Consider the following 21,845-nt stretch of genomic DNA (forward strand, 5'->3'; position numbering starts at 1 on the left):
CTGGCAGGCTACGCCCTCGCAACCTCCGGCGGCAGCATCAGCTGGGCACCGGGAATCGCGTTGAGCAGGGCTTTGGTGTAGTCCTGCTGCGGCGAATCGAAGACGTCATCGGTGGAGCCGGTTTCCACCAGCCTGCCCTTCTCCATGACGCACACGTGGTCGGCGATCTGCCGGACCACCGCGAGGTCGTGGGTAATGAACAGGTAGGTGAGGCCGAGCTTCGACTGAAGATCCGCGAGCAGGTTCAGCACCTGCGCCTGGACCAGCACGTCCAGTGCGGAAACTGCCTCGTCGCAGATGATCACCTCCGGATCCAAAGCAAGCGCGCGGGCGATGGCCACACGCTGGCGCTGGCCGCCGGAGAGCTCGTTGGGGTACCGCTGCATCGTGGACTGCGGCAGCGCCACCTGGTCCAGCAGTTCCCGGACCTTCTTCTCCCGGCTGGCCCTGTTTCCCACTTTGTGGGTGCGGAGGGGCTCCTCGATGGTCCGGAAGATGTTGTACATCGGGTCCAAGGATCCGTAGGGGTCCTGGAAGATCGGCTGCACACGGCGGCGGAAGGCGAAGATCTCCTTGTTGTTAAGCGTGGAGGTGTCCACGCCGTCGAACACGATCTTTCCCGAGGTGGGCGTCAGCAGGTTCAGCACCATCTGCGCCACCGTGGACTTGCCGGAACCCGACTCCCCCACGATCGCCGTCGTGGTTCCGCGCTTGACGCTGAAGGAGACGTTGTCCACGGCGGTAAAGTCCGTGGACCGCCCGATGCCGGACCGCAGCTTGAATACCTTGCTCAGGTTTTCAATCCGCAGTACCTCTTCGGCCTTCTCCGGCTCTTGGACTGCCGCATCGGTCGGGGCCAGCAGCTCGTCCGACTCGACGCCCATTTCCTTGGCCACCTGAATGCGGCGCGAGGCCAGCGACGGCGCCGAGGCCACCAGTCGCTGGGTGTACGGGTGCCGGGGATTGCGCAGGAGATCCAGCGACGGCCCCGCTTCGACGACGTTCCCGCGGTACATCACCACCACCTTGTCTGCACGTTCGGCCGCGAGGCCCAGATCGTGGGTGATGAGCAGGACCGACGTACCCAGCTCGGAGGTCATCGCCTCGAGGTGGTCCAGGATCTGCCGCTGTACGGTCACGTCCAGGGCCGACGTCGGTTCGTCGGCGATCAGCAGCCGCGGCTGGCAGGACAGGCCGATCGCAATGAGGGCGCGCTGCCGCATACCGCCGGAGAACTCGTGCGGATACTGCTTCGCACGCCGGTGCGCATCCGGAAGTCCGGCTTCCGCCAGGACTTCCGCCACATCATCCGGGCCGGAGGGGCGGCCGTTCGCGCGGAGCGTTTCCCGCACCTGGTAGCCGATTTTCCAGACCGGGTTGAGGTTCGACATCGGGTCCTGCGGGACCATGCCGATCGTGTTGCCCCGCAGCTCGATCATGCGCTTCTCCGTGGCATGCGAGATGTCCTCGCCGTCCAGCAGGATCTGACCCGCGGACACCCGTCCGTTGCCCGGCAGCAAGCCGATGGCGGCGAGCGCCGTCGTCGACTTTCCGGACCCCGATTCGCCGACGATCGCGACGGTTTCGCCAGGCATGATGGTCAGGTGCGCGTTACGGACCGCCTGCACTTCCCCGCCGCCGGTGGCGAAGGAAATGGCCAGGTCCTTGATCTCGAGCAGCGGCCGGGTAGCCGGGCCGCCGGCTTCGCTGATTCTGACGTCGGGCGTTGTCATGTGCGCCTCCTTCATCGTTGACGGCTCTTCGGGTCAAGGGCATCCCGGAGGGCATCGCCCAGCATGATGAAGCTCAAGACGGTGATGGACAGGGCCGTTGCCGGGTAGAGCAGCACGGCAGGGTTGGTTCGCAGGGAGGACTGGGCCGCCGCGATGTCATTGCCCCAGGACATGACGCTTCCCGGCAGCCCGATGCCCAGGAAGGACAGTGTGGCTTCCGTGACGATGAAGACGCCCAGTTCCATGGTGGCGAGCACAATGATGGGCGCCAGCGCGTTCGGCAGGACGTGCCTGACCAGCGAGCCCATGCGTGACACGCCCAGGGACCGCGCGGCCGTCACGAAGTCCGCGTTCCTGACTTCGATGACCGCCCCGCGGGTGATGCGGGCCATCTGCGGCCAGGCGAGCAACACAATCACCATGACAACCGTCCACACGCTCTTGTTGTCCTTGAAGAACGGCAACTGGGTGATGACCAGCGCGCCGAGGACGAGCGGCAGCGCGAAGAAGATATCCCCGAGCCGGGCAATGAAGGCGTCAAGCCAGCCGCCGAAGAAGCCGGCCAGCGCACCGAGCGTCACGCCGATGATCACCACGAAGATCACCGAGAGCACGCCGACCGCAAGGGAGGCCTGGGTGCCGTGGATGACGCGGGAGTAGACGTCGCAGCCCTGGAAGGTGTATCCGAACGGGTGGCCCGGTTGCGGCGCACCGTCGGAGAACTGCAGGTCGCAGTTGTCGTTGGGTGCCACCTGGGTGAAGAGCCCGGGGAAGACGGCGATGGCCACCAGGAGGAGGATCATCAGCGACGAGATGATGAACAGCGGACGGCGCCGCAGCTTGTGCCAGGCGTCGGCCCAGAGGCTCAACGGAGCCTGGTCGGACTTCAGGGAGTCCGTGGCGAGCAGCGGCGTCTCGTCGATGGGTGCGACGTAGTGCTCTGCTTTGAAGTTATTTGTCATAGCGGATCCTTGGGTCGAGCCAGGCGTAGAGCAGGTCCACCAGGAGGTTGGCAACCACGAAAATCAGCACAAACACGCTGACGATCGCGACGATGGTGGGGCCTTCGCTGCGCAGGATCGCCTGGTAGAGCTTTTGTCCCACGCCGGGAACGTTGAAGATCCCCTCGGTGACAATCGCGCCGCCCATCAGTCCGCCGAGGTTGGCGCCGAGGTACGTGGCCACGGGAATCATGGAGTTGCGGAGAATGTGCGCGAAGACGACCCGTGGGCGTGAGAGGCCCTTGGCGGTGGCCGTCCGGACGTAGTCGGCGTTCATGTTCTCGATCACGGATGCCCGTGTGAGCCGGAGTACGTAGGCGAAGGACACCAGTCCCAGGACGAACGCCGGCAGGAGCAGTGTTCCCCAGGTGACGTTCGCGCCGACGGTGGGTTTGGCCCACCCCAGCTGAACGCCGACCACGAGCTGCAGGACAAAGCCAAGGACGAACGTGGGAATGGCGATGACCACGAGCGACGTAATCAGGACCGTGGAGTCAAAGAGCTTGCCCTTGCGCAGGCCGGCGAAGAGGCCTGCGGCCACGCCGAACACGCCCTGGATGACCAGGGCCTCGATGGCGAGCATTGCCGTCACGGGGAAGACCCGGCCGAGGGTGGCGGCGATGGGTTGGCCGGTGAAATCGTTGCCGAGGTTGAAGGTGAACAGGTTCTTCAGGAAGAGTCCGTACTGGACCCAGAACGGTTCATCCAGGTTGTACTGCTGACGCAAGGCGGCGATCACGGCAGGGTTGGGCTGCCTGTCGCCGAACAGGGCTGCGATGGGGTCTCCCGGGAGGGCGAAGACCATGTAGTAGACAAGCAGGGTGGTCCCGAGGAAAACGGGAATAACCTGCAGCAACCGGCGGAGGATGTACTGGATCACAGCACGTCCTCCCCGGAGCTTGCGGAAATAATGTGGGGGATCATGGGACAGCTTTCATGCCGGATTCATGGCTATGGGGGCCCGGCGGTGTTCTGCCGGACCCCCATGAGCTAACTGATCTGGAGTGTTTCCAGGGGACTACTTGGCGGTGATGTTGTAGTACTGGATCACGCCGTTCCAGCCGCTGTCCACGTTGCTGACATTCTGGCTCCACACGGCCTGGCGGGCCTGGTACCAGAGCGGCAGGTTGGGCAGGTCCTGGAAGAGGACCTCCTGGGCCTGGGTGAACTTCTTGTTCGCCTCGTCCGTCGACTTCGCCCCAAGGCCCTCCGTGAGGAGCTTGTCGAACGCAGGGTTCGAGTAGTCCTCGTAGTTCGAGCTGGCGCCGGTCTTCAGAAGCGGGCCGAGGAAGTTGAACAGCGACGGGTAGTCCGCCTGCCATCCTGCGCGGGTCAGGCCGGGGAGGGTCTTGGCCTTACGCAGGTTCAGGATTTCAGCAAACTTCGCGAAAGGCTGGCCTTCGGCCTGGATGCCGAGGTTGTTCTTGAAGTTGTTCGCTACGGCGTCGATCCATTCCTTGTTGCCGCCGTCGGTGTTGTAGGCGAGCTGAAGGGCCTTGGAGGCGTCGTACGGCTTGATGCCATCAGCCTTGGCCCACAGTTCCTTCGCCTTGGCGGCGTCAAACTTCAGGACCTCGGAACCGGCGACATTCTCGTTGTAGCCGTCGATGACGGGGGCGGTGAAGTCCTTCGCCGGGATGCGCGTGCCGTTGAAGATCACTTTGGTGATTTCTTCACGGTTGATGGCCATGGAGAGTGCCTGGCGGCGCAGCTTGCCTGCCTCGCCCTGGAAGTTCGGGTTGTAGCCCGGGATGTTCAGGGTGGCGTTGCCGGCGTAGGCCTTGTTCAGGTGGTTTTCCGGGAAGTCGGTCTCGTACGTCTTCAGCGCATTGGTGGGCAAAACGTCGGTCACGTCCAGGTTGTTGGCCTGGATATCCGTGTATGCGGGGCCCGGATCGGTGTAGAACTTGAAGGTCACGCCGCCGTTCTTGGCGGCACGGGGACCGCTGTAGTCCGCGTTCTTGACCAGGGAGATGGACTGGTCATGGACCCAGGCGCCTTCCTTGGCCAGCTTGTACGGGCCGTTGCCCACCGGGTTCTCGCCGAAGGTCTTCGGGTCCTTGATAGCAGCCGAGGGCAGCGGGTAGAACGCCGAGTAGCCGAGCCGGAGCGGCCAGTCGGCCTCGGGCTGGGTGAGCTTGACCTGGATGGTGGTGTCATCCTTCAGGACCAGGCCGGACATGGTCTGGGCGGTCGGAGCAGGAACATCCTTGTCCTTGCCGTCGGCGCCCTTCTCGGTCTTCACGGCGCTGACGTCCGCGTAGCCCTCGATCGACTCGAAGAAGGTTCCGTTGTTCTGCAGGTTGGTGCTCAGGGCCGCGAAGTTCCAGGCATCCACGAAGCTCTTGGCAGTGACTTCTTCGCCGTTGCTGAACTTGGTGCCGCTCTTCACTTTGATGGTGTAGTTCTGGCCATCAGTGGATTCGATGGACTCAGCGAGCGCGTCTATGGGCTTGCCGTTGGGGTCGTAGGCCCGCAGTCCTTCAAACAGCAGTTCGACGACGCGTCCGCCGTAGACCTCGTTGGTGTTGGCCGGCAGGAGCGAGTTTTGTGGCTCGTTGCTGTAGGCCGTAATGACCTTGCTCGGGTCCCCGGCGCCGTTGCTGGCACCTTGAGTGGTACCACCTCCGGCTCCGCATCCGGTCAGGGCAAGAGCGGCGATTGCCACCATGCCCAGTGCTTTGGAAGTGCGCGAAAAACGCATTCCGCCTCCTATGAGTTGTGGGAGAGATTCAGGGATATCTTTTGCATCCCCGCAGTCCAGGCACAGGCGTGTCACTGTGACGTGGGCTACATATGCAGGAAGCCTACCCGCAAGTAGTCCAAATAGTGGTACTCCGTTGCCAAACCGTGACCGGGTTGGATTGGCTGCCGTGGCAGACTTCAACTCACAAGTTACCGACTGGTACTATACGCCAGGAAATGTGGCGCAGATTACTCTCCGACTGCCAGCAGCTGCGCACGGAGTTCACGCCGTTCGCGCTGCTTTTCGGGATCCGGCAGCGGAACGGCGGCCAGCAGGCGCTGGGTGTAGGGCTCCTGCGGGTTCCGCAGGATCTGGTCCCGCGTCCCCTGCTCCACGATGCGGCCGCGCTGCATGACGCAGATGCGGTCCGCCAGAACATCCACGACGGCGAGGTCATGCGTGACGAAGAGGCAGGCGAAACCGAGCTCCTGCTGGAGGTTCTGGAACAGCTCAAGGACCTTGGCCTGCACGGACACGTCCAGCGCCGATGTGGGCTCATCGGCCACCATCAGCTTGGGCTTGAGTGAGAGGGCGCGGGCAATACCCACGCGCTGTTTCTGCCCGCCGGACAGCTCATGCGGGTACCTGTTCCGGTAATCACGCGGCAGCTCCACCTGGTCCAGCAGGGCTTCAATCCGTTTCTGCAGGTCAGGACCCTTCGCCACCCCGGCCAGGTACATCGGCTCGCCGATGCTCTCGCCGATGGGCAGGCGCGGATTCAGGGACGAGGAGGGGTCCTGGAAGACCATTCCGATGTGCCGCCTGACCTGATGGAGCTGTTTCCCGTTCTTCTTGGCCGCGGAAATGTCCTGCCCCACGACGCGCATCGAGCCGGCCGCGACCGGCAGCAGTCCCACGGCCGCACGGCCGATGGTGGTCTTGCCCGATCCGGACTCCCCCACGAGCCCCACCACCTGCCCGGGGTAGATGGTCAGGTTCGCGCCCTCAACGGCCCGGAAGGCGGGCACGCGGCCCTGTTTCGGGTACTCGATGGCCACGTCCGTCAGTTCGAGGACCGGCTCGCCTGCGGGCCGCGCAGCCTCTGCGGCGGCAAGGGCCGCTGCGTTCTCGCGTTCGCGGCGGAGCAGTTCGTCGTGGTCCACCGACTCGAGCTCGGCGTGGGTGGCGGCGGCTAGGGCGGCCGTCACGTCCACCTCCGTTTCGGCGTCGGTCCCGCCCTGGCCAAGGTGCGGCACCGCGGCGAGGAGGGCCTGGGTGTAGGGATGCTGCGGATTGTGGAAGATCTGGTCGGCCGTGCCGGTTTCCACGATCAGGCCCCGGCGCATGACGGCGATCCGGTCGGCGAGGTCGGCCACGACGCCCATGTCGTGGGTGATGAGGACGATGGCGCTGTCGAGCTTGTTGCGCAGGTTCCTCATGAGGTCAAGGATTTCCGCCTGCACGGTGACGTCCAGAGCTGTGGTGGGTTCGTCGGCGATCAGCAGTTTGGGGTCGCAGGACAGCGACTGGGCGATCATCGCGCGCTGGCGCTGGCCGCCGGAAAGCTGGTGGGGGTAGGACCTGAAGGCCTTCTCCGGGTCCGGGAGCTCGACCAGGTCCAGCATGCGCAGTGCGCGTTCGCGGGCTTCGTCGGGCGACACTTCGTTGTGCAGGCGCACTGTTTCCACGATCTGCGCCCCCACGGTGTAGACCGGGTTCAGCGCGGTCATGGGCTCCTGGAAGATGACGGCGACGTCCTTGCCGCGGACGCTGCGGATGTTGGCGGCGTCCGCTCCCAACAGTTCCTTGCCGGAGAGCCTGACGCTGCCGGAAACCCGGCTGTTGCTGGGCAGGAGGCCCAGCAGGGCCATGGAGCTGGCACTCTTGCCTGACCCGGACTCCCCCACGATGGCCAGCACCTCTCCCGCGCGGACTTGGTAGTTAAGTCCGACGGCGGCCGGAACCCACTTCTTATCCACGCCGAAGTCGACGCTCAGGTCGCGCACTTCAAGCACCACCGCGCCCTTTTCACCCGGACCGGAATCGGCACCGGCGGGGTCTGGGCTGATGTAGTCAGACATGTTGGGGTTTTCCTTCCACCCGTGCCGGCGGAGCAGCTGAGATTAGTGCTGCGGCCGGGATTCCTGAATTATTGGGGGCATGAGCACTGCGCCGCATGCCGAAAACGCTGAAGTATTCAAAGCCCGCACCAATAGGTGGTTCGCCGGGCTGTCCTGGCTCGTCGCCGGCGTGGGCATCGCCGGCATTGCATTGACGGGAGGGGCCGGGGCCCTGATCGGCGCGGGGCCCCTGCTGCTCATCGCCTACCTGGGATGGCTGTTGTTCTGGCGCCCCGCGGTGGTGGTCCACGATGCGGGAGTCAGCCTCGAAAATCCCTTCCGGTCCATAGTGGTGCCGTGGGAGGCCCTGGTGCACGTGGACACGCGCTATGCGCTGACCCTGGTCACGCCGGGCAAAAGCTACGGGGCGTGGGCGGCGCCGGCGCCCGGCATCTGGGGCGGCCGCAACGCCCGCCCCGAAGATCTCCAGGGCCTGGCAGGCAGCACGTACGGTCCGGGAAATTCCGTGCGCCCCGGCGACCTGAAGAGCACCGACTCCGGCCAGGCCGCGCAACTGGTGCGCGTCCGCTGGCAGGAGCTGGTTGAATCCGGGGCGCTCGACGCCGGAAACGCCGAGACCACCGCCGTGGCCGTGAGGTACCGCTGGGCGGAACTGGCGGTCACCCTGCTGCTGGTCGCACTCAGCTTTTGGGGTGTGGCCCTGGCGTAGCGGCCGGCGACGCTCGGAAGGCATCTCAGGCTCCCCTGGTTCCGCCGGCTGCCGATCCGTCTGCCGCGGTTCCGTCCATGGCCGCCACAGGGGTCTTTTCGGGCGCCATCGGGGCACCCGTGTCCTTGGCCTTCTTGGCGTTGAACTTCTTCTGGCGCGGATCAAAAGCGTCCCGCAGCCCGTCTCCGATGAAGTTGATGCTCAAGCAGATGAGCACGATGAAGACGCCCGGGTACCAGAACAGCCAGGGTCGGGTGGAGAATGCTTCCTGGTTTTGCGAGATCAGCAGGCCAAGGGAGGTGTCCGGGGATTTAACTCCAACGCCCAGGTAGCTCAGGGCCGTCTCGGTCAGGATCGCGGCTGACATCGTCAGTGTGACGTTGACGATCAGGACGCCGACGGCGTTGGGCAGGATGTGCTTGAAGATAATCCTTGCGTTGCTCGCCCCGGAGATCCTGGCGGCGTCCACGAACTCACGTTCGCGCAGGCTCAGGAATTCCCCCCGCATGAGCCGGGCCAGGCCCACCCAGCTGACTAGGCCGAGGAAGATCCCCAACGCCAGGACAGCGTTATTGCTGGTGAACGCCGACAACCAGTTTCCGTCATCCCTGTTGCCCGCAATCTGCCCCATCACCGCGGCAAGGAGCAGGGCGGGAATGATGATGATGACATCCGTCAGCCGCATCAGGATCGCCTCCACCCAGCCCCGGAAGTAGCCGGACAGGGCTCCCACGATGACGCCGATGAGCCCTGCGATGAGCCCGATGACCACCATGATGGTGATCGATTGCTGCGCGCCCCGCATGGTCATTGCGAACAGGTCACGTCCGATCCGGTCCTGGCCGAACGGGTGTTCCCCCCAGGCCAGCGGAAAAAGCGACGCCGTGGGTACGCCGTCGTTCACCAGTGGCGACACTTCCTCGTGGTCGTATTTCCACCAGCCTGGAATACCGGCGTACCCCACCGAAGAAAATGCCGCGACGAGGATCAGTGCGAAAACAATGAGTCCTACGATGGCACCCGCGTGGCCCAGGAACCTTTTACGGACAATTTGTCCCTGGCTGAGGCCCTTGGCTTCGATGATTGGCTCGATTCCCGCGGCGGGCGGATGCTTGAGGCTCGCCTGCTCGGCCATGATTTCATCCTGCTGACTCGGCTGGCTCATGCTTTCACCCTTACTCGTGGATCAAGTGCGGAGTAGGCAAGGTCCGCGATCAGGTTGAATGCCATGGCCGTGATGGCCACGCAAACGAACACGCCCATGACGGGATTGGGGTCGACATGTTCGATGCCGTCGAAAAACAGGAACCCCATGCCGCGGACGGAGAAAACCCGTTCCGTGATGACGGCACCGCCGATGAGGGCCCCGATGTCGAAGGCGACGATCGTGGCTATCGGAATGAGGGCGTTGCGGAATGCGTGCCTCATGACGACAGTCCGTTCGGACAGCCCCTTGGCCCTCGCGGTCCGGATGTAGTCCATGTTCATGATTTCCAGCATCGAGGCGCGCGTGAAGCGTGTGTATCCGGCCAGTGAAATGAGGATCAGCGCCGAGGTGGGCAGGATGAGGTGGGTGAACGAGTCCAGGCTCAGGACCCAGAAATCGCCTTCGATGTTAGGGGTGGTGGCGCCGATGGTTGCGATGGGCCGCCCGCGGACCCTGCTGTTGTCGAAATACGTGGGCCAGGCCTGCATGAAGCGGTCCAGGAGGATCAGGAATCCCACAAGGAAGGAAGTTAGTGCGGCCGCCCGCATGGACTGGCCACGGTCGTAGCCCCCCACGAAGTAACCGATGGCCACGCCGACGAGAACGGTTGCGATCGCGAGGAGGACGATCATCAGGAACGTTGCCTGATTGAGCAGCGGCTGGATGGCGAAGTACGCAACAACGCCCACGCCCACGGCGATAAGTGCTGACTGCAGCGCCTTGCGGTTCTTCAGGCCAGCGGTGAGAAGAGTGACGGCGTAGGCGAGCCCGACACCGGCGATGGCGATGACCACGGGCCCTAGGCCCGGCGTCTTGAACCAGAGCGTGACCGAGAAATAGATAAGGAGGGCAGTGACCACCGCAAAAACGATGCCTCCGGTCAATACCCGCCGCCTGGTGTCGCCGCCGGCGACGATGGCGGCGACAATTCCCAACACTCCGCCAATCCCTATTGCCGCCGGCAGCGGAATTTCAGGGTTCCGAAGAAAATTGTTAAAACCGATGGCGCCGAATTCCTTGAGGAGCACGGCCACCCAGAAGATCGGCAGCGAGAAGAACAGGAAGGCCATGAAGGTGACGCCGTAGTCCAGGGTGCTGTACTGGCGAAGCGCCGTGATGATTCCCAGCGTGATGCCCACGAGGATGGCGAGGACTGTGGCGGCCGTCACGAGTGTCAGCGTCTGGACGAGGGCGTGGCCCAGGGCATCGGTAATGGGCTGGTTCGCCGTGTTCCGGCCGAGGTCGCAAGTTCCGGCGAACGGGATCAGGCATTGCGAGGCGCCGGCGAGCCATTTGAAATACCGGATGGGCGCGGGCGTATCAAGGTCCAGCAGGTTTGAGCGGGCCTCCATCAGTTGCTCCCGGTTGGGAGCATTGCTGGCACGGAGTTCAGCCAGTGGATCCCCTGACGCCGCTGTCAGGAGATACACGAGGAATGATGCGCCCAGGAGGATGAGGGCGGCGGTGACGAGCCGCCGGACGATATAGGTCAACATGGTGAGTACCTCTGATCTGGTGACCGGGGATCCGCCCGGTCAGCTCGCCGTCGTGGTTCTCCGCCGCGCACGGACCCGTTAATCGTCCAATGCGGGGCGGTCGCCTTGGCGCTAGAAAGCGCCGGGACCGTGGTGCTGGTAGTCCCGGCGCCTGAACTAGCCCGTCAGGCCTGGGCCCGGAGGCTTACTTGACCTGCCAGTCCCAAACATTCCACCAGACTCCGCGCTGGCCCGGGCTGGACTTCACACCGGTTACGCGGTCGCTGACAGCGGCAACGCCGACCGTCTGGAACAGGGGAACGCCGTAGGCTTCGTCCCAGATGAGCTTGTCGATCTGGGCGGTCAGTTCATCCTGCTTGCCCTTGTCCGTGGTGGTGATCAACTCGTCCATGAGCTTGTCCGCTTCGGCGCTCTTGAATCCGTTGAAGTTGCTGCCGCCGGTGCTCTTGAAGATCTGCGGAACGCCTGAGACGCCCACACCTGAGTTGATCCAGCCGAAGATGGTGGCATCGTAGCTGCCGTCACCCAAAGTGCCGCTCCAGTCGGACGCCCCCAGGCCGCCGTCGACAATCTTGAAGCCGGCCTTGGTGGCCGATTCGCGGATCAGCGAGAAGGCGTCAACCCGGTTGGGGTTGTCCTTGTTGTACATGATCTTGATTTCCGGAGTGGCTCCTGCAAGGAGTTCCTTGGCGCCGGCGATATCAACGGAAGCGTAGTTCGCGGAACCGTTGTTCTTGACGGCGTCGGCGTACTTGGCCTGCGAGGGCAGGAAGAGCTCGGAATCCAGCGGCTTGGCGTTCGGATCGAGCTTCTTGACGATCTTGTCCACGATGTCCTGGCGCGGGACCGTCTTCATGAACGCTTCACGGACTTTCTTGTCCTTGAACGGGCCGGAGAAGTTCAGGTCCAGGTGGTCGTAAGCGAGTTCGCCGTAGCTCTCCGTGGTTACGCCCTGGCTCTCCAGTGCCTTCAGCTGTTCCAGGGTGTCGGCCGAGGGCTGCGGGGCGATGATGTCCGCCTCGCCGTTCTTGAGCGCCTGGACTGCCGCCGGTGCCGAACCGATGTAGCGGATGGTGATTTCATCCAGGTGGGCCTCAGGACCCCAGGTGTAGTCCTTGTTCTTGACCAGGGTCATGGACGCATCCTGCTCGATGCTCTTGACGATGTAGGGACCGCTCGAGAGGTACAGGGAGGGATCGCTCGGCAGCGTCTTGGAGTCGAAGCCGGAGTTCCAGAAGTCTGCGACCTTCTTGAGTTCGGCGTTGACCTTCGGTGCCTTGGAATCGCCGCGCGGAGTCTTCTTGAGGAGGTCGATCAGTGCCTTCTCGTCGGCCAGGCCGCCCTTCTTGGCCACGACGTGTGCCGGCATGTCCATGTCGAAGGCGATTTCCCAGTCAGCGAAGGGCTTGGAGTATTTGAGGGTGATTGACCGGCCGTCGTCGCCGACTTCAGGGAACTCGGTCAGGTTCAGCCCGCTGGTGTCCGCGGCGGTGGTGAAATACGTGGTGCCCGTTTTTGCGTCGGCATCTGCGTCGTCGTAGTAAGCGGAGTTGGCCGCCCAGGAAAGGAGGAGGTCGCCGGCGTCGATTGCTTCGCCGTCGGACCACTTCACGCCCTCGTTGACGGTGTACTTGACCGTCAGCGGATCATCTGAGACCTTTTCGTACTTGCCGAACTTATCGTTGTGGACAATGTTGAGTTTGTCATCCACGTAGTAGAAGCCCGAACGGGTGATGTAGCTGATGTTGCCGTTGATGTCGCTGTTTCCGTCGGCAGATCCTTGGTTGAACGACGAGAAAGCGTTGACTTCAACGACGGTGGCGTTGCCACCCTGCTTACCGGCTGCGGCACTCGTCGGGGTTGTCCCGGTGTTGCCCGCGCAGGCGCTGAGAGCAAGAGCAGCAACAGCTGCCACGCCCACTGCTTTGGAAATACGACCGAAGCGCATTCCGCCTCCTTGTTTCTTTTTGAGTGTGGAAAAGACCGCCGCTGTAGGCGCCGGCCAGACCGCCAAATCCCCCCAGTGAGCATGTGGCGTGTCTCACATGAAAAGTAGCCTAGACCCCAACCCAGCCCCTGCGGTCCGAAAGTTGTCCCTCAGTAAAGGTTGTTACCGAGATGCAACCTATCCGGAACCACGGAACATTTGCCGTAAGGATTCCTTGATCTGTGCAACGTTGACAGCCATGCAAGCCAATCACAACAAAAGCCCCGATCCAAAGGATCGGGGCTTTTGAATGTCAAATCTCAATCACTCAATTTGTGGCTGGGACTCACACATTGAAGCGGAACTCGACGACGTCGCCGTCGGCCATCACATATTCCTTGCCCTCGATGCGGACCTTGCCGCGGGACTTCGCCTCGGCCATGGAACCGGCAGCAATGAGGTCATCGAACGAGACGACTTCGGCCTTGATGAAACCGCGCTGAAAATCGGAGTGGATGACGCCCGCGGCCTGCGGCGCCGTGTCGCCCTGGTGGATGGTCCACGCACGCGTTTCCTTGGGCCCTGCCGTCAGGTAGGTCTGCAGCCCGAGTGTGTGGAAGCCGACGCGGGCGAGCTGGTCCAGGCCGGATTCGTCCTGCCCGTTCATCTCCAGCATCTCGCGGGCTTCTTCCTCATCCAGCTCCACGAGGTCGGATTCCAGCTTGGCGTCGAGGAAGATGCAGTCTGCCGGTGCCACGAGGGCACGCAGCTCCTCCTGCTTTTCCGGGCTGCCGAGGATCCCTTCGTCAGCGTTGAAGACGTAGATGAAGGGCTTGGCGGTCAGGAGGCTGAGCTCCTTGAGGTGCTCCATCTCCAGTTTGTCGCTCTTGACGGAAGCGAAAATAGTGTCGCCGCGTTCCAGGACAGCCTGGGCCGCCTTGATGGCCGCCAGCTCGGCCGCTTCCCGCTTCTTGATCTTGACTTCTTTTTCGATCCGGGGAATCGCGTTTTCGATGGTCTGCAGGTCGGCCAGGATCAGCTCGGTGTTGATGGTCTCCATATCCGAGCGGGGATCCACCTTGCCGTCGACGTGGATGACATCGGGGTCATCGAACACACGGACAACCTGGGCGATGGCCTCGGCCTCGCGGATGTTGGCGAGGAACTTGTTGCCCAGGCCTTCACCCTCCGACGCACCTTTCACGATGCCGGCGATGTCCACGAAGGACACCGGGGCCGGCAGCAGCCGCTGGGAACCAAAGATTTCCGCCAGCTTCGCCAGGCGGGGATCCGGCAGGTTCACGACGCCGACATTCGGTTCAATGGTGGCGAACGGGTAGTTCGCTGCCAGCACCTGATTGCGGGTCAGTGCGTTGAAAAGAGTTGATTTGCCGACGTTGGGCAGGCCGACGATGCCAATAGTAAGAGCCACGGACATTGATTCTACCGGTAATCGGGCAGGAACCATGCGGCCGCCCGTGGGTGGCCCCGTCCGGTGACGGGCTCCGGACTGCATGCTGCGGGCCGCCGGTAGTTGCGCTGCCGTTGCCTTCGGCAAAAATGTCGCACCTGCATGCCACAGTGAAGGCATGGAACCTTTTGCAGTCATTCTCGCCCTACTGATGCTGCTGCTGGGCGCCGTGGCCGGCGCTGCCGTGGCGTACACGGTCTTGCGCCGCCGTAGCACCGCCCTTGAAGCGGATTTCGACGGCGTATCGGCGCGGCTTTCGGAAGTGAGCGCCCAATTCGCCGCGGCCGACGCGGAGCGGAGACTTCTGGCAGCCCAGAACCGGGAACTGGGTGAGTCACGCCAGCAGGACGGCAGTGTGCTGCGGGCGCTGGCACCGGTGGCGGAAAAGCTGACTGCGGTGCAGCAGCAGGTCTCCCTTTTGGAACGGGACCGGCTGGAGCAGTACGGGCAACTGGCGCAGCAGCTGCAGGAGGCCAGGCTTTCGGACGAACAGCTGATGCGCTCAACGCACGCCCTCGAATCGGCGCTCCGCTCCAACAGCGCGCGCGGCCAGTGGGGGGAGGTCCAGTTGCGCCGGGTGGTGGAGGCCGCGGGGATGCTCCGCCACGTCGATTTCCACGAGCAGCTGCACAGCGCCGGGGCTGAATCCTCGGTCCGTCCGGACCTCGTGGTTCAGCTTCCGGGCCACAAGCAGCTCGTGGTGGACGCCAAGGTGCCCCTGTCCGCCTACCTCCAGGCACAGGAGCTGGGCCAGTCGGACGGCGACCGGCGGGGACTCGGCCAGTCCGCCCAGCAGGATCTCATGGCCGCCCACGCAAAGGCGCTCAAGGCCCACGTCGACGCCCTCAGCAGCAAGAAGTACTGGGATATCTCGGGAAATTCGCCGGAGCTGGTCATCTGTTTCCTGCCCGCGGAGTCCATCCTCGCCGCGGCGCTCTCCGCCGATCCCGCCCTGCTGGACCATGCGCTCTCCAAGAACGTCGTGCTTGCCTCCCCCGGCACTCTGCTGGCGGTGCTCAAGTCGGTTGCGTTCACCTGGCGCCAGGACGTCCTCACAGACAGCGCCCGCGAGCTGTTCGAGCTCGCCCGGCAACTGTATGAACGCATGGGGACCCTCGGCGAAAACGTCAGCAAGCTGGGGTCGTCGCTGAAGTCCTCCGTTGACCGCTACAACTCGATGGTCGGCACCCTGGAGGCCCGGGTCCTCCCCACGGCCCGGAAGCTGAATGCCATGGACGCCGCCGGGCTGGTCACGCCGCCGGCCGTCCAGGTCACGCCGCGGTCCGTCTCAGCTCCCGAGCTTCAGCCGCGGGACGAGGCGATGGGTCAGCTGGGCACAGTGCACGGCAGGGCAGGCGGAGAACCGGAGGCGGAAGAGGACGCCGCCTGAGCAGTGGGCCTAGGGGCAGGACCTAGTTTGAGCGCCTGCCGCCGAGCGCCCGTGAGACATCCCCGGCTTTCTTGAGGGTGGCCCGAAGTTCCTTCGGCAGGGAGAACAGCAGGTCCTCTTCCGCCGTGACAACTTCCTCTACGGCGCCGTAGCCGTAGTCGGAAAGGAGACGGAGGACGTCCTTGACGAGAACCTCCGGCACGGACGCTCCCGAGGTGACTCCCACCGTGGCGACGCCCTCAAACCAGGTTTCGTCCACCTCGTTGGCAAAATCCACGCGGTAGGAGGCCTTGGCGCCGTATTCAAGCGCCACTTCCACCAGGCGCACGGAATTGGACGAGTTCGCAGAACCGACCACGATCACCAGGTCCGCCTGCGGGGAGATCTTCTTGATGGCCACCTGACGGTTGGTGGTGGCGTAGCAGATGTCGTCGCTGGGCGGGTCCTGGAGCGTGGGGAAGCGCTCCTTGAGCAGCCGTACCGTTTCCATGGTTTCGTCGACGCTGAGGGTGGTCTGGGACAGCCAAATGACTTTCTCCGGGTCCCGGACGGTCACTTTGTCCACCTCGTGGGGGCCGTTGATGATCTGGATGTGCTCAGGGGCTTCTCCGGCGGTGCCTTCCACTTCCTCGTGGCCGTCGTGGCCGATCAGCAGGATGTCGAAGTCGTCCTTCGCAAAGCGGACTGCTTCCTTGTGGACTTTGGTCACCAGGGGGCATGTGGCGTCGATGGTGCGCAGACCGCGGTCCTCTGCAGACTGGACAACCGCCGGAGAGACTCCGTGAGCGGAAAAGATCACCAGGGCGCCCTCGGGGACCTCATCGGTTTCATCGACAAAGATGGCCCCCTGCTCCTCCAGCGAGCTGACCACGTGCACGTTGTGGACAATCTGCTTGCGCACGTAGACGGGCGGCCCGTAATGTTCCAGCGCCTTCTCGACGGCGATGACGGCGCGGTCCACCCCGGCACAGTATCCGCGCGGAGCCGCCAGCAGAACTTTCTTGGGACCGGCCACCGGTGCCGCAGCCAGCACTTCCTCCGGCGAACGGCGCCTGCGCGGGACGGTTGGCATCGAAAGGGAAACTGCTGAGGAGGTCATTTCTCCATGCTACCGGTTGGCGGACTTCGCCCCGGGCGGGGTAGAGCTGGCTCACACCCGGCGTGCCGGTCCTCCAAAGACCCTGATGATCAGCCCCGCCGCCAGGAGAATCGCGCCAGCCACCGCGGCTGCAACGACCCAGGATCCGAACCCTGCCGCTGCCGCCGCAACGAACTCCCGCTTGAAGAGGTCCGCCATTTCGTTTCCGCTGGCCGTACTCGTCACGGCATCCGAAGCCCAGCCGGATGCCCACGTCCACAGTCCTGCCAACCCCAGCCCTCCCAGGCCGATAACCGCCAGCACTTTCCAGCGGCGCCGCGCCGTCACGAGCGCCAGCAGGAATGCCACACCTGCGCCGATGGCGAGGCTGTAACCCACCGGTGAGTACGCCGACACGCGTTCGATCAGCTGGCGCTGGCCAGACTGTCCGATGTTCACCAGCGTCTGGTTCGGCGCTTCCAGCTTGACGCCCACCTTGTCTGAGATCTGCTTGGTCGCCAGCGCCACGAGAGGGGCCACATCGAGGGTCAGGGACGTGGCGGAGTCCACTTCCGGCGGCAGCGTTGCCGGGTCAGCGAAGTTGAGGCGGTGGCTCTTTCGCAGCGTTTCTTCCCAGGCGGCCGGGTACGCCGGCAGGCCGGTGAGCGAACCGGCCGCCGATTCCAGAACCGGGCGGACGAGCTGGGCCACCGGATCCGGGAGATTGGCTCCGGCATCGATGCTCCCCACCGCGGCAGTCGCGAGACGCTTTTGGAAGGCCGGATCCTTGCCCAGCGGCGCCGCGAGGGCCACAAAGCCATCCTCCTGCACGATGTTGCGGTCCACCCAGATGGCGGGGACGGCCACCGCGGACAACAGCAGACCAAGGATGACGGCCAAAGCCGCAACAAAAGAGCGCAAGGGATTCCTAGCTGGTCGGGTTCCTGGCTTGTCGCTGGGACACTGCCATCCTAGGGGCGCCGCCTCCCTATCAAAAATGTCACCGCCCGGTGGTAGAGCTATGGATAGAGTTGGTTAACCCACCGCGAAGGCAAAGGACCGCCACATGCAACAGGCAATCGCCGCCGTCGAGGCAGCACATGGCTGAAAATGCCACGGTGCCCGCTTCCGGGCCCACCACGGTACCTGCCACCGCGGCAGATACCACGCCGGACAACCCCTGGCCGCTGCAGTTGCTCTCCCAGAAACTCAAGACCCACATCGAGCGGGCACCGGCCGCCTGGGTCGAGGGACAGGTCATCGAGCTGAACCGGCGCGGCAGCAGCGCATTCCTTACCCTCAGGGACGTTGATGCCGAAATTTCGCTGCCCGCATCCATCTGGTCCAACGTCCTGGACCGCCAGGAAACACCGCTCGAACGCGGGAGCAGGGTTGTTGCGCTCCTCAAGGCCGAATTCTGGCTGAAGACCGGACGCGTGAACATGTCCGTCAAGGACATCCGCCCCGTGGGCCTCGGCGACCTCCTTGCACGGATCGAGCGGCTCCGGCACGCCCTTGCCGCCGAAGGCCTCTTTGCCGAGTCCAGGAAGAAACGGCTGCCGCTGCTCCCCCACCGGATCGGCCTCATCACCGGGCGCGACTCCGATGCCAAGAAGGATGTGCTCCGCAACGCCGCCCTGCGCTGGCCGGCGGTCGAATTCGAAATCCGCGAGGTCGCAGTGCAGGGAAACACGGCGGTTTCGCAGGTGGTCGGAGCACTTCGGGAACTCGACGCCCGCGCTGACGTCGACGTCATCGTCATTGCCCGGGGCGGCGGGGCGCTTGAGGACCTCCTGCCCTTCAGCAGCGAGCAACTCATCCGCGCTGTGGCCGCGGCGCAAACACCCGTCGTCAGCGCCATCGGCCACGAAGCCGACCGCCCCATCCTGGACGATGTGGCCGATCTCCGGGCATCCACGCCCACGGACGCCGCCAAGCGCATTGTCCCCGAAGTTTCCGAGGAGCTCGCCAGGGTCCGGCAGGCCGAAGCCCAGCTGCGCCGCTCTGTCACCCAGCTCGTGGCCCGGGAAACCGATCGCCTTGCGGCGATCCGCTCCCGTCCCGTGCTGGCGGCTCCGGAAGGCATGGTCACCGCACGCGCCGACGACGTCGACCGGCTGACCCGCCGATCCACTGCAGCCATCACCGCAGCCGTCACGAGGGCGGCCGATCAGCTGGTCCATCTGCAGGCGCAGGTCCGGTCCCTCTCACCCCAGCAGACCCTGGACCGCGGTTACGCCGTGGTCCAGCTCGCCGGAAGCAAGGGATCCGCCGGCACCGGCACCGTGGTGCGCCATCCTTCGCAGGCTCCCCGCGGAACGGAACTCTCCGTCCGCGTGGCCGGCGGGCGGTTCGGCGCCGAATCCACCGGCGGATCCGATGCCGCCGTGCCCGGGCCCAAAACCCAAGGAGCCCCATGAGTGATCCCACCAGCGGCACCAGCCAGACCAACGGAACCCACCCCACCGACACGACAGGCCAGCCAACATGACAGACCATTCCATCGGCACCGACCCCGCCAGCGCGGCCGCCGGCCAGTCCGACATCGAGTCCCTCAGCTACGAGGAAGCCAGGGAGCAACTGGTGGGCGTCGTGTCCAAGCTCGAAGCAGGCGGCACCAGTCTCGAAGACTCACTGGCACTGTGGGAACGGGGCGAGGCACTGGCCAAACGGTGCGAAGACTGGCTCGAGGGGGCACGCAAAAGGCTCGCAGCTGCGCGCAAGGAGAGCTAACGCCCCGCCAGGAGAGCCAAGCGCCGGGGCACCGCGGAGCCGGACTGGCGCCGCTGATTAGCCGGACGACCTGCATGAGGACGGATCAGACGGGGCTCAGGACCTCTCGGCCAAACGGCGCTCGGCCTCCACGTCGAACTCTGCCTTGGGCCACTCCAGCTTCAGGGACATCAGCGCCTCGAGCAGTAACTGCTGCACCGCAATCCGCGCGTACCACTTCTTGTTCGCGGGCACCACATACCAGGGGGCATGTTCCGTGTTGGTCGCAGTGAACACGGCCTGATACGCCGCCATGTAGTCACCCCAGAATGCCCGCTCCTTCAGATCCCCGGTGTTGTACTTCCAGTGCTTCTCCGGCTTGTCTAGCCGAGCCAGCAGCCGCTCCTTCTGCTCCTCATTGCTGATATTCAGCATGACTTTGATGACTGCGGTGCCCACTGCCGTCTGCCGGGCTTCGAATTCGTTGATGGCCGCGTAGCGCCGCTCAATTTCCTTGGGGTCCGCCCAGCCATGGACACGGTGGATCAGGACGTCCTCGTAGTGGGAGCGGTCGAAGACCCCCATCATGCCGGCCGCCGGCACTTCCTTTTCGATCCGCCAGAGAAAGTCGTAGGCCTTCTCTTCCGGGGTGGGCGCCTTGAACGACTTGAACTGAACGCCCTGGGGATCCATCGTGCCCAGGACGTGCTTCACGATCCCGCCCTTGCCCGCGGTATCCATTCCTTGCAGGATCAGCAGGACCCTCTTGGTGCCGCCGAATTTGGACCCGGCGAACAGCTGCTCCTGCAGTTCGGCCAGCTTGCCGTCAAGGTCGCTGAGCAAAGCCTCGCCGTCGGCCTTGTTCCCTGTGTAGCCGGGGGTCGAGTCAGGATCGAGGTCCGCAAGGTTGAAGCCCTTCTCCACCTTCAAAGTTCCGGAAGGAAACTTTTCAAACTCGACGACGCCGGCCATGGGGTCCTCTTTCTGCATTTGTAGGTGGGAACAGGCTAGTTCCCCGGATACCTGCTGAGGAAGTCTCCCATCCGTCCGATTGCTTCCTCGATGTCCTTGACGTTGGGCAGGGTCACCATCCGGAAGTGGTCGGGCCGCACCCAGTTGAACGCCCTGCCGTGGGACACCAGGATTTTCTGCTCTTTCAGCAGGTCCAAGACGAACTTCTCGTCGTCGCGGATGTTGTAGACCTCGGGATCCAGCTTCGGGAACAGGTACAGGGCACCCCTTGCCTGCTGCGTGCTGACGCCCGGAATGGCATTGAGCATGTCGTAGGCCTTGTTCCGCTGTTCAAGCAGGCGCCCGCCGGGCAGGATCAGGTCGTTGATGCTCTGGTAGCCGCCGAGCGCCGTCTGAATGGCGTGCTGCGCGGGCACGTTGGCGCACAGCCTCATGTTGGCCAGCAGGTTGATGCCTTCGAGGTAATCCGAGGCATCCTTCTTCGGCCCGGAAATGCCCATCCATCCCGCGCGGTAGCCGCATACGCGGTAGGCCTTGGACAGCCCGCTGAACGTCAGGCACAGGACGTCGTCGCCCGTGAGCCCCGCCATGTTCACGTGAACCGCATCCTCGTACAGGATCTTCTCGTAGATCTCGTCGGCGAAGATGACCAGGCCGTGCTTTTCCGCCAGCGCCACGATCTTGCGCAGCGTGCTCTCCGGATACACGGCGCCGGTGGGGTTGTTCGGGTTGATGACCACGATGCCCTTGGTGCGCGGCGTGATCTTTGCTTCCAGGTCGTCGAGGTCAGGCTGCCAGCCCGAATCCTCATCACAGAGGTAGTGCACCGGACGGCCGCCGGCCAGCGCCACCGAGGCGGTCCACAGCGGGTAGTCCGGCGTGGGGATCAGGACCTCGTCACCGTCCTCCAGCAGGGCCATGAGCGACATGGTGATGAGCTCGCTGACACCGTTGCCGAGGTAGATGTCGTCCACGTGGATGTTCTGGATGCCGCGCGTCTGGTAGTACTGCGAGACGGCGGTCCGGGCCGAGAAAATGCCGCGGGAGTCGCTGTACCCCTGGGCGTGGGGCAGGTGGCGGATCATGTCCACCAGGATCGCGTCCGGCGCTTCAAAACCGAAAGGGGCCGGGTTTCCGATGTTCAGTTTGAGGATTCGGTGACCCTCTGCCTCCATCTGCTGGGCGGCCTGAAGAATCGGTCCACGGATGTCGTAAAGGACATTATGAAGCTTGGTGGACTGCTTGAATTCTGCCATTCATCAAATATGCCATAAGCGGGATGTACTTCCGCGGAGACTTGGCTCACACTGTACGGCGGACCGGGCAGTCCGGTCATCGCACTCAGACACCGACGGCGGCCGCCTGTTCCCCGTTTCCCGAGG

General features: G+C 64.0%; 17 protein-coding genes. 4 read left to right on the forward strand and 13 right to left on the reverse strand.

What is annotated here, in order from left to right; all coding sequences use genetic code 11:
- Nucleotides 1-8 precede the first annotated feature (8 nt).
- From CXQ90_RS01870 to CXQ90_RS01890, 5 genes are all read right to left on the reverse strand, one after another.
- Nucleotides 9-1,733, reverse strand: coding sequence for an ABC transporter ATP-binding protein (locus CXQ90_RS01870; protein WP_104136534.1), 1,725 nt, complete (start codon nucleotides 1,731-1,733; stop codon nucleotides 9-11).
- An 11-nt stretch (nucleotides 1,734-1,744) separates the two neighbouring features.
- Nucleotides 1,745-2,695 carry an ABC transporter permease gene (locus tag CXQ90_RS01875; protein WP_104136536.1) on the reverse strand — a complete coding sequence of 317 codons (951 nt, stop codon included), beginning with the start codon at nucleotides 2,693-2,695 and terminating at the stop codon, nucleotides 1,745-1,747.
- Nucleotides 2,685-3,614 (reverse strand): ABC transporter permease, encoded by a 930-nt coding sequence (locus CXQ90_RS01880; RefSeq protein WP_104136537.1) that lies wholly within the window; start codon nucleotides 3,612-3,614, stop codon nucleotides 2,685-2,687. The genes CXQ90_RS01875 and CXQ90_RS01880 overlap by 11 nt, the downstream gene beginning before the upstream one ends.
- Nucleotides 3,615-3,752: 138 nt before the next feature.
- Nucleotides 3,753-5,438, reverse strand: a complete 1,686-nt coding sequence (locus CXQ90_RS01885; protein ID WP_104136539.1) for an ABC transporter substrate-binding protein — start codon at nucleotides 5,436-5,438, stop codon at nucleotides 3,753-3,755.
- Nucleotides 5,439-5,668: 230 nt separating this feature from the next.
- Nucleotides 5,669-7,501, reverse strand: a complete 1,833-nt coding sequence (locus tag CXQ90_RS01890; RefSeq protein WP_104136540.1) for an ABC transporter ATP-binding protein — start codon at nucleotides 7,499-7,501, stop codon at nucleotides 5,669-5,671.
- A gap of 79 nt (nucleotides 7,502-7,580) precedes the next feature.
- Here CXQ90_RS01890 and CXQ90_RS01895 point away from each other — a divergent pair, with 79 nt between their 5' ends.
- Nucleotides 7,581-8,210, forward strand: a complete 630-nt coding sequence (locus CXQ90_RS01895) for a PH domain-containing protein (protein WP_104136542.1) — start codon at nucleotides 7,581-7,583, stop codon at nucleotides 8,208-8,210.
- Nucleotides 8,211-8,235: 25 nt separating this feature from the next.
- Here CXQ90_RS01895 and CXQ90_RS01900 read toward each other — a convergent pair whose 3' ends face one another.
- From CXQ90_RS01900 to ychF, 4 genes are all read right to left on the reverse strand, one after another.
- Nucleotides 8,236-9,345, reverse strand: a complete 1,110-nt coding sequence (locus CXQ90_RS01900; RefSeq protein WP_104136878.1) for an ABC transporter permease — start codon at nucleotides 9,343-9,345, stop codon at nucleotides 8,236-8,238.
- A 26-nt stretch (nucleotides 9,346-9,371) separates the two neighbouring features.
- Entirely contained in the window at nucleotides 9,372-10,913 is a 1,542-nt protein-coding gene (locus CXQ90_RS01905; protein WP_104136543.1) for an ABC transporter permease, read from the reverse strand.
- A gap of 184 nt (nucleotides 10,914-11,097) precedes the next feature.
- The gene (locus tag CXQ90_RS01910; protein WP_104136545.1) at nucleotides 11,098-12,861 is read right to left on the reverse strand and encodes an ABC transporter family substrate-binding protein; all 1,764 of its coding nucleotides are present in this window, start codon (nucleotides 12,859-12,861) and stop codon (nucleotides 11,098-11,100) included.
- A gap of 325 nt (nucleotides 12,862-13,186) precedes the next feature.
- Nucleotides 13,187-14,272 carry a redox-regulated ATPase YchF gene (ychF, locus tag CXQ90_RS01915; RefSeq protein ID WP_104136879.1) on the reverse strand — a complete coding sequence of 362 codons (1,086 nt, stop codon included), beginning with the start codon at nucleotides 14,270-14,272 and terminating at the stop codon, nucleotides 13,187-13,189.
- 157 nt (nucleotides 14,273-14,429) lie between these two features.
- Here ychF and CXQ90_RS01920 point away from each other — a divergent pair, with 157 nt between their 5' ends.
- Entirely contained in the window at nucleotides 14,430-15,701 is a 1,272-nt protein-coding gene (locus tag CXQ90_RS01920) for a DNA recombination protein RmuC (protein WP_258064316.1), read from the forward strand.
- Nucleotides 15,702-15,723: 22 nt separating this feature from the next.
- On the opposite strand, the gene CXQ90_RS01925 is transcribed toward CXQ90_RS01920, so the two are convergent.
- Both CXQ90_RS01925 and CXQ90_RS01930 read right to left on the reverse strand, forming a co-directional pair.
- Nucleotides 15,724-16,800: a 4-hydroxy-3-methylbut-2-enyl diphosphate reductase gene (locus CXQ90_RS01925; RefSeq protein WP_104136546.1), complete on the reverse strand. Its 1,077-nt coding sequence runs from the start codon at nucleotides 16,798-16,800 to the stop codon at nucleotides 15,724-15,726.
- Between the two features lie 51 nt (nucleotides 16,801-16,851).
- Complete coding sequence (locus CXQ90_RS01930) at nucleotides 16,852-17,700, reverse strand: hypothetical protein (protein ID WP_104136548.1); 849 nt, start codon at nucleotides 17,698-17,700, stop codon at nucleotides 16,852-16,854.
- Between the two features lie 179 nt (nucleotides 17,701-17,879).
- Here CXQ90_RS01930 and xseA point away from each other — a divergent pair, with 179 nt between their 5' ends.
- Both xseA and CXQ90_RS01940 read left to right on the forward strand, forming a co-directional pair.
- Nucleotides 17,880-19,199 carry an exodeoxyribonuclease VII large subunit gene (gene xseA / locus CXQ90_RS01935; protein WP_104136549.1) on the forward strand — a complete coding sequence of 440 codons (1,320 nt, stop codon included), beginning with the start codon at nucleotides 17,880-17,882 and terminating at the stop codon, nucleotides 19,197-19,199.
- Between the two features lie 67 nt (nucleotides 19,200-19,266).
- A complete protein-coding gene (locus CXQ90_RS01940; protein ID WP_104136551.1) occupies nucleotides 19,267-19,512 on the forward strand; it encodes an exodeoxyribonuclease VII small subunit in 246 nt (81 codons plus the stop codon).
- A gap of 96 nt (nucleotides 19,513-19,608) precedes the next feature.
- Here CXQ90_RS01940 and CXQ90_RS01945 read toward each other — a convergent pair whose 3' ends face one another.
- Both CXQ90_RS01945 and CXQ90_RS01950 read right to left on the reverse strand, forming a co-directional pair.
- Nucleotides 19,609-20,463 (reverse strand): polyphosphate kinase 2 family protein, encoded by an 855-nt coding sequence (locus tag CXQ90_RS01945; protein ID WP_104136552.1) that lies wholly within the window; start codon nucleotides 20,461-20,463, stop codon nucleotides 19,609-19,611.
- A gap of 35 nt (nucleotides 20,464-20,498) precedes the next feature.
- Nucleotides 20,499-21,719: a pyridoxal phosphate-dependent aminotransferase gene (locus tag CXQ90_RS01950; protein ID WP_104136554.1), complete on the reverse strand. Its 1,221-nt coding sequence runs from the start codon at nucleotides 21,717-21,719 to the stop codon at nucleotides 20,499-20,501.
- Nucleotides 21,720-21,845: the final 126 nt, after the last annotated feature.

It is taken from the genome of Arthrobacter sp. ZGTC131 (genome assembly GCF_002929275.1).
Taxonomy (GTDB): Bacteria; Actinomycetota; Actinomycetes; order Actinomycetales; family Micrococcaceae; genus Arthrobacter.

What these genes read in the sequence shown, in the direction of transcription:
- CXQ90_RS01870 (WP_104136534.1), bottom strand. Translation starts at nt 1,733, where the DNA reads ATGACAACGCCCGACGTCAGAATCAGCGAAGCCGGCGGCCCGGCTACC.
- CXQ90_RS01875 (WP_104136536.1), bottom strand. Translation starts at nt 2,695, where the DNA reads ATGACAAATAACTTCAAAGCAGAGCACTACGTCGCACCCATCGACGAG.
- CXQ90_RS01885 (WP_104136539.1), bottom strand. Translation starts at nt 5,438, where the DNA reads ATGCGTTTTTCGCGCACTTCCAAAGCACTGGGCATGGTGGCAATCGCC.
- CXQ90_RS01890 (WP_104136540.1), bottom strand. Translation starts at nt 7,501, where the DNA reads ATGTCTGACTACATCAGCCCAGACCCCGCCGGTGCCGATTCCGGTCCG.
- CXQ90_RS01895 (WP_104136542.1), top strand. Translation starts at nt 7,581, where the DNA reads ATGAGCACTGCGCCGCATGCCGAAAACGCTGAAGTATTCAAAGCCCGC.
- CXQ90_RS01900 (WP_104136878.1), bottom strand. Translation starts at nt 9,345, where the DNA reads ATGGCCGAGCAGGCGAGCCTCAAGCATCCGCCCGCCGCGGGAATCGAG.
- CXQ90_RS01905 (WP_104136543.1), bottom strand. Translation starts at nt 10,913, where the DNA reads ATGTTGACCTATATCGTCCGGCGGCTCGTCACCGCCGCCCTCATCCTC.
- CXQ90_RS01910 (WP_104136545.1), bottom strand. Translation starts at nt 12,861, where the DNA reads ATGCGCTTCGGTCGTATTTCCAAAGCAGTGGGCGTGGCAGCTGTTGCT.
- CXQ90_RS01920 (WP_258064316.1), top strand. Translation starts at nt 14,430, where the DNA reads ATGGAACCTTTTGCAGTCATTCTCGCCCTACTGATGCTGCTGCTGGGC.
- CXQ90_RS01925 (WP_104136546.1), bottom strand. Translation starts at nt 16,800, where the DNA reads ATGACCTCCTCAGCAGTTTCCCTTTCGATGCCAACCGTCCCGCGCAGG.
- xseA (WP_104136549.1), top strand. Translation starts at nt 17,880, where the DNA reads ATGGCTGAAAATGCCACGGTGCCCGCTTCCGGGCCCACCACGGTACCT.
- CXQ90_RS01940 (WP_104136551.1), top strand. Translation starts at nt 19,267, where the DNA reads ATGACAGACCATTCCATCGGCACCGACCCCGCCAGCGCGGCCGCCGGC.
- CXQ90_RS01945 (WP_104136552.1), bottom strand. Translation starts at nt 20,463, where the DNA reads ATGGCCGGCGTCGTCGAGTTTGAAAAGTTTCCTTCCGGAACTTTGAAG.
- CXQ90_RS01950 (WP_104136554.1), bottom strand. Translation starts at nt 21,719, where the DNA reads ATGGCAGAATTCAAGCAGTCCACCAAGCTTCATAATGTCCTTTACGAC.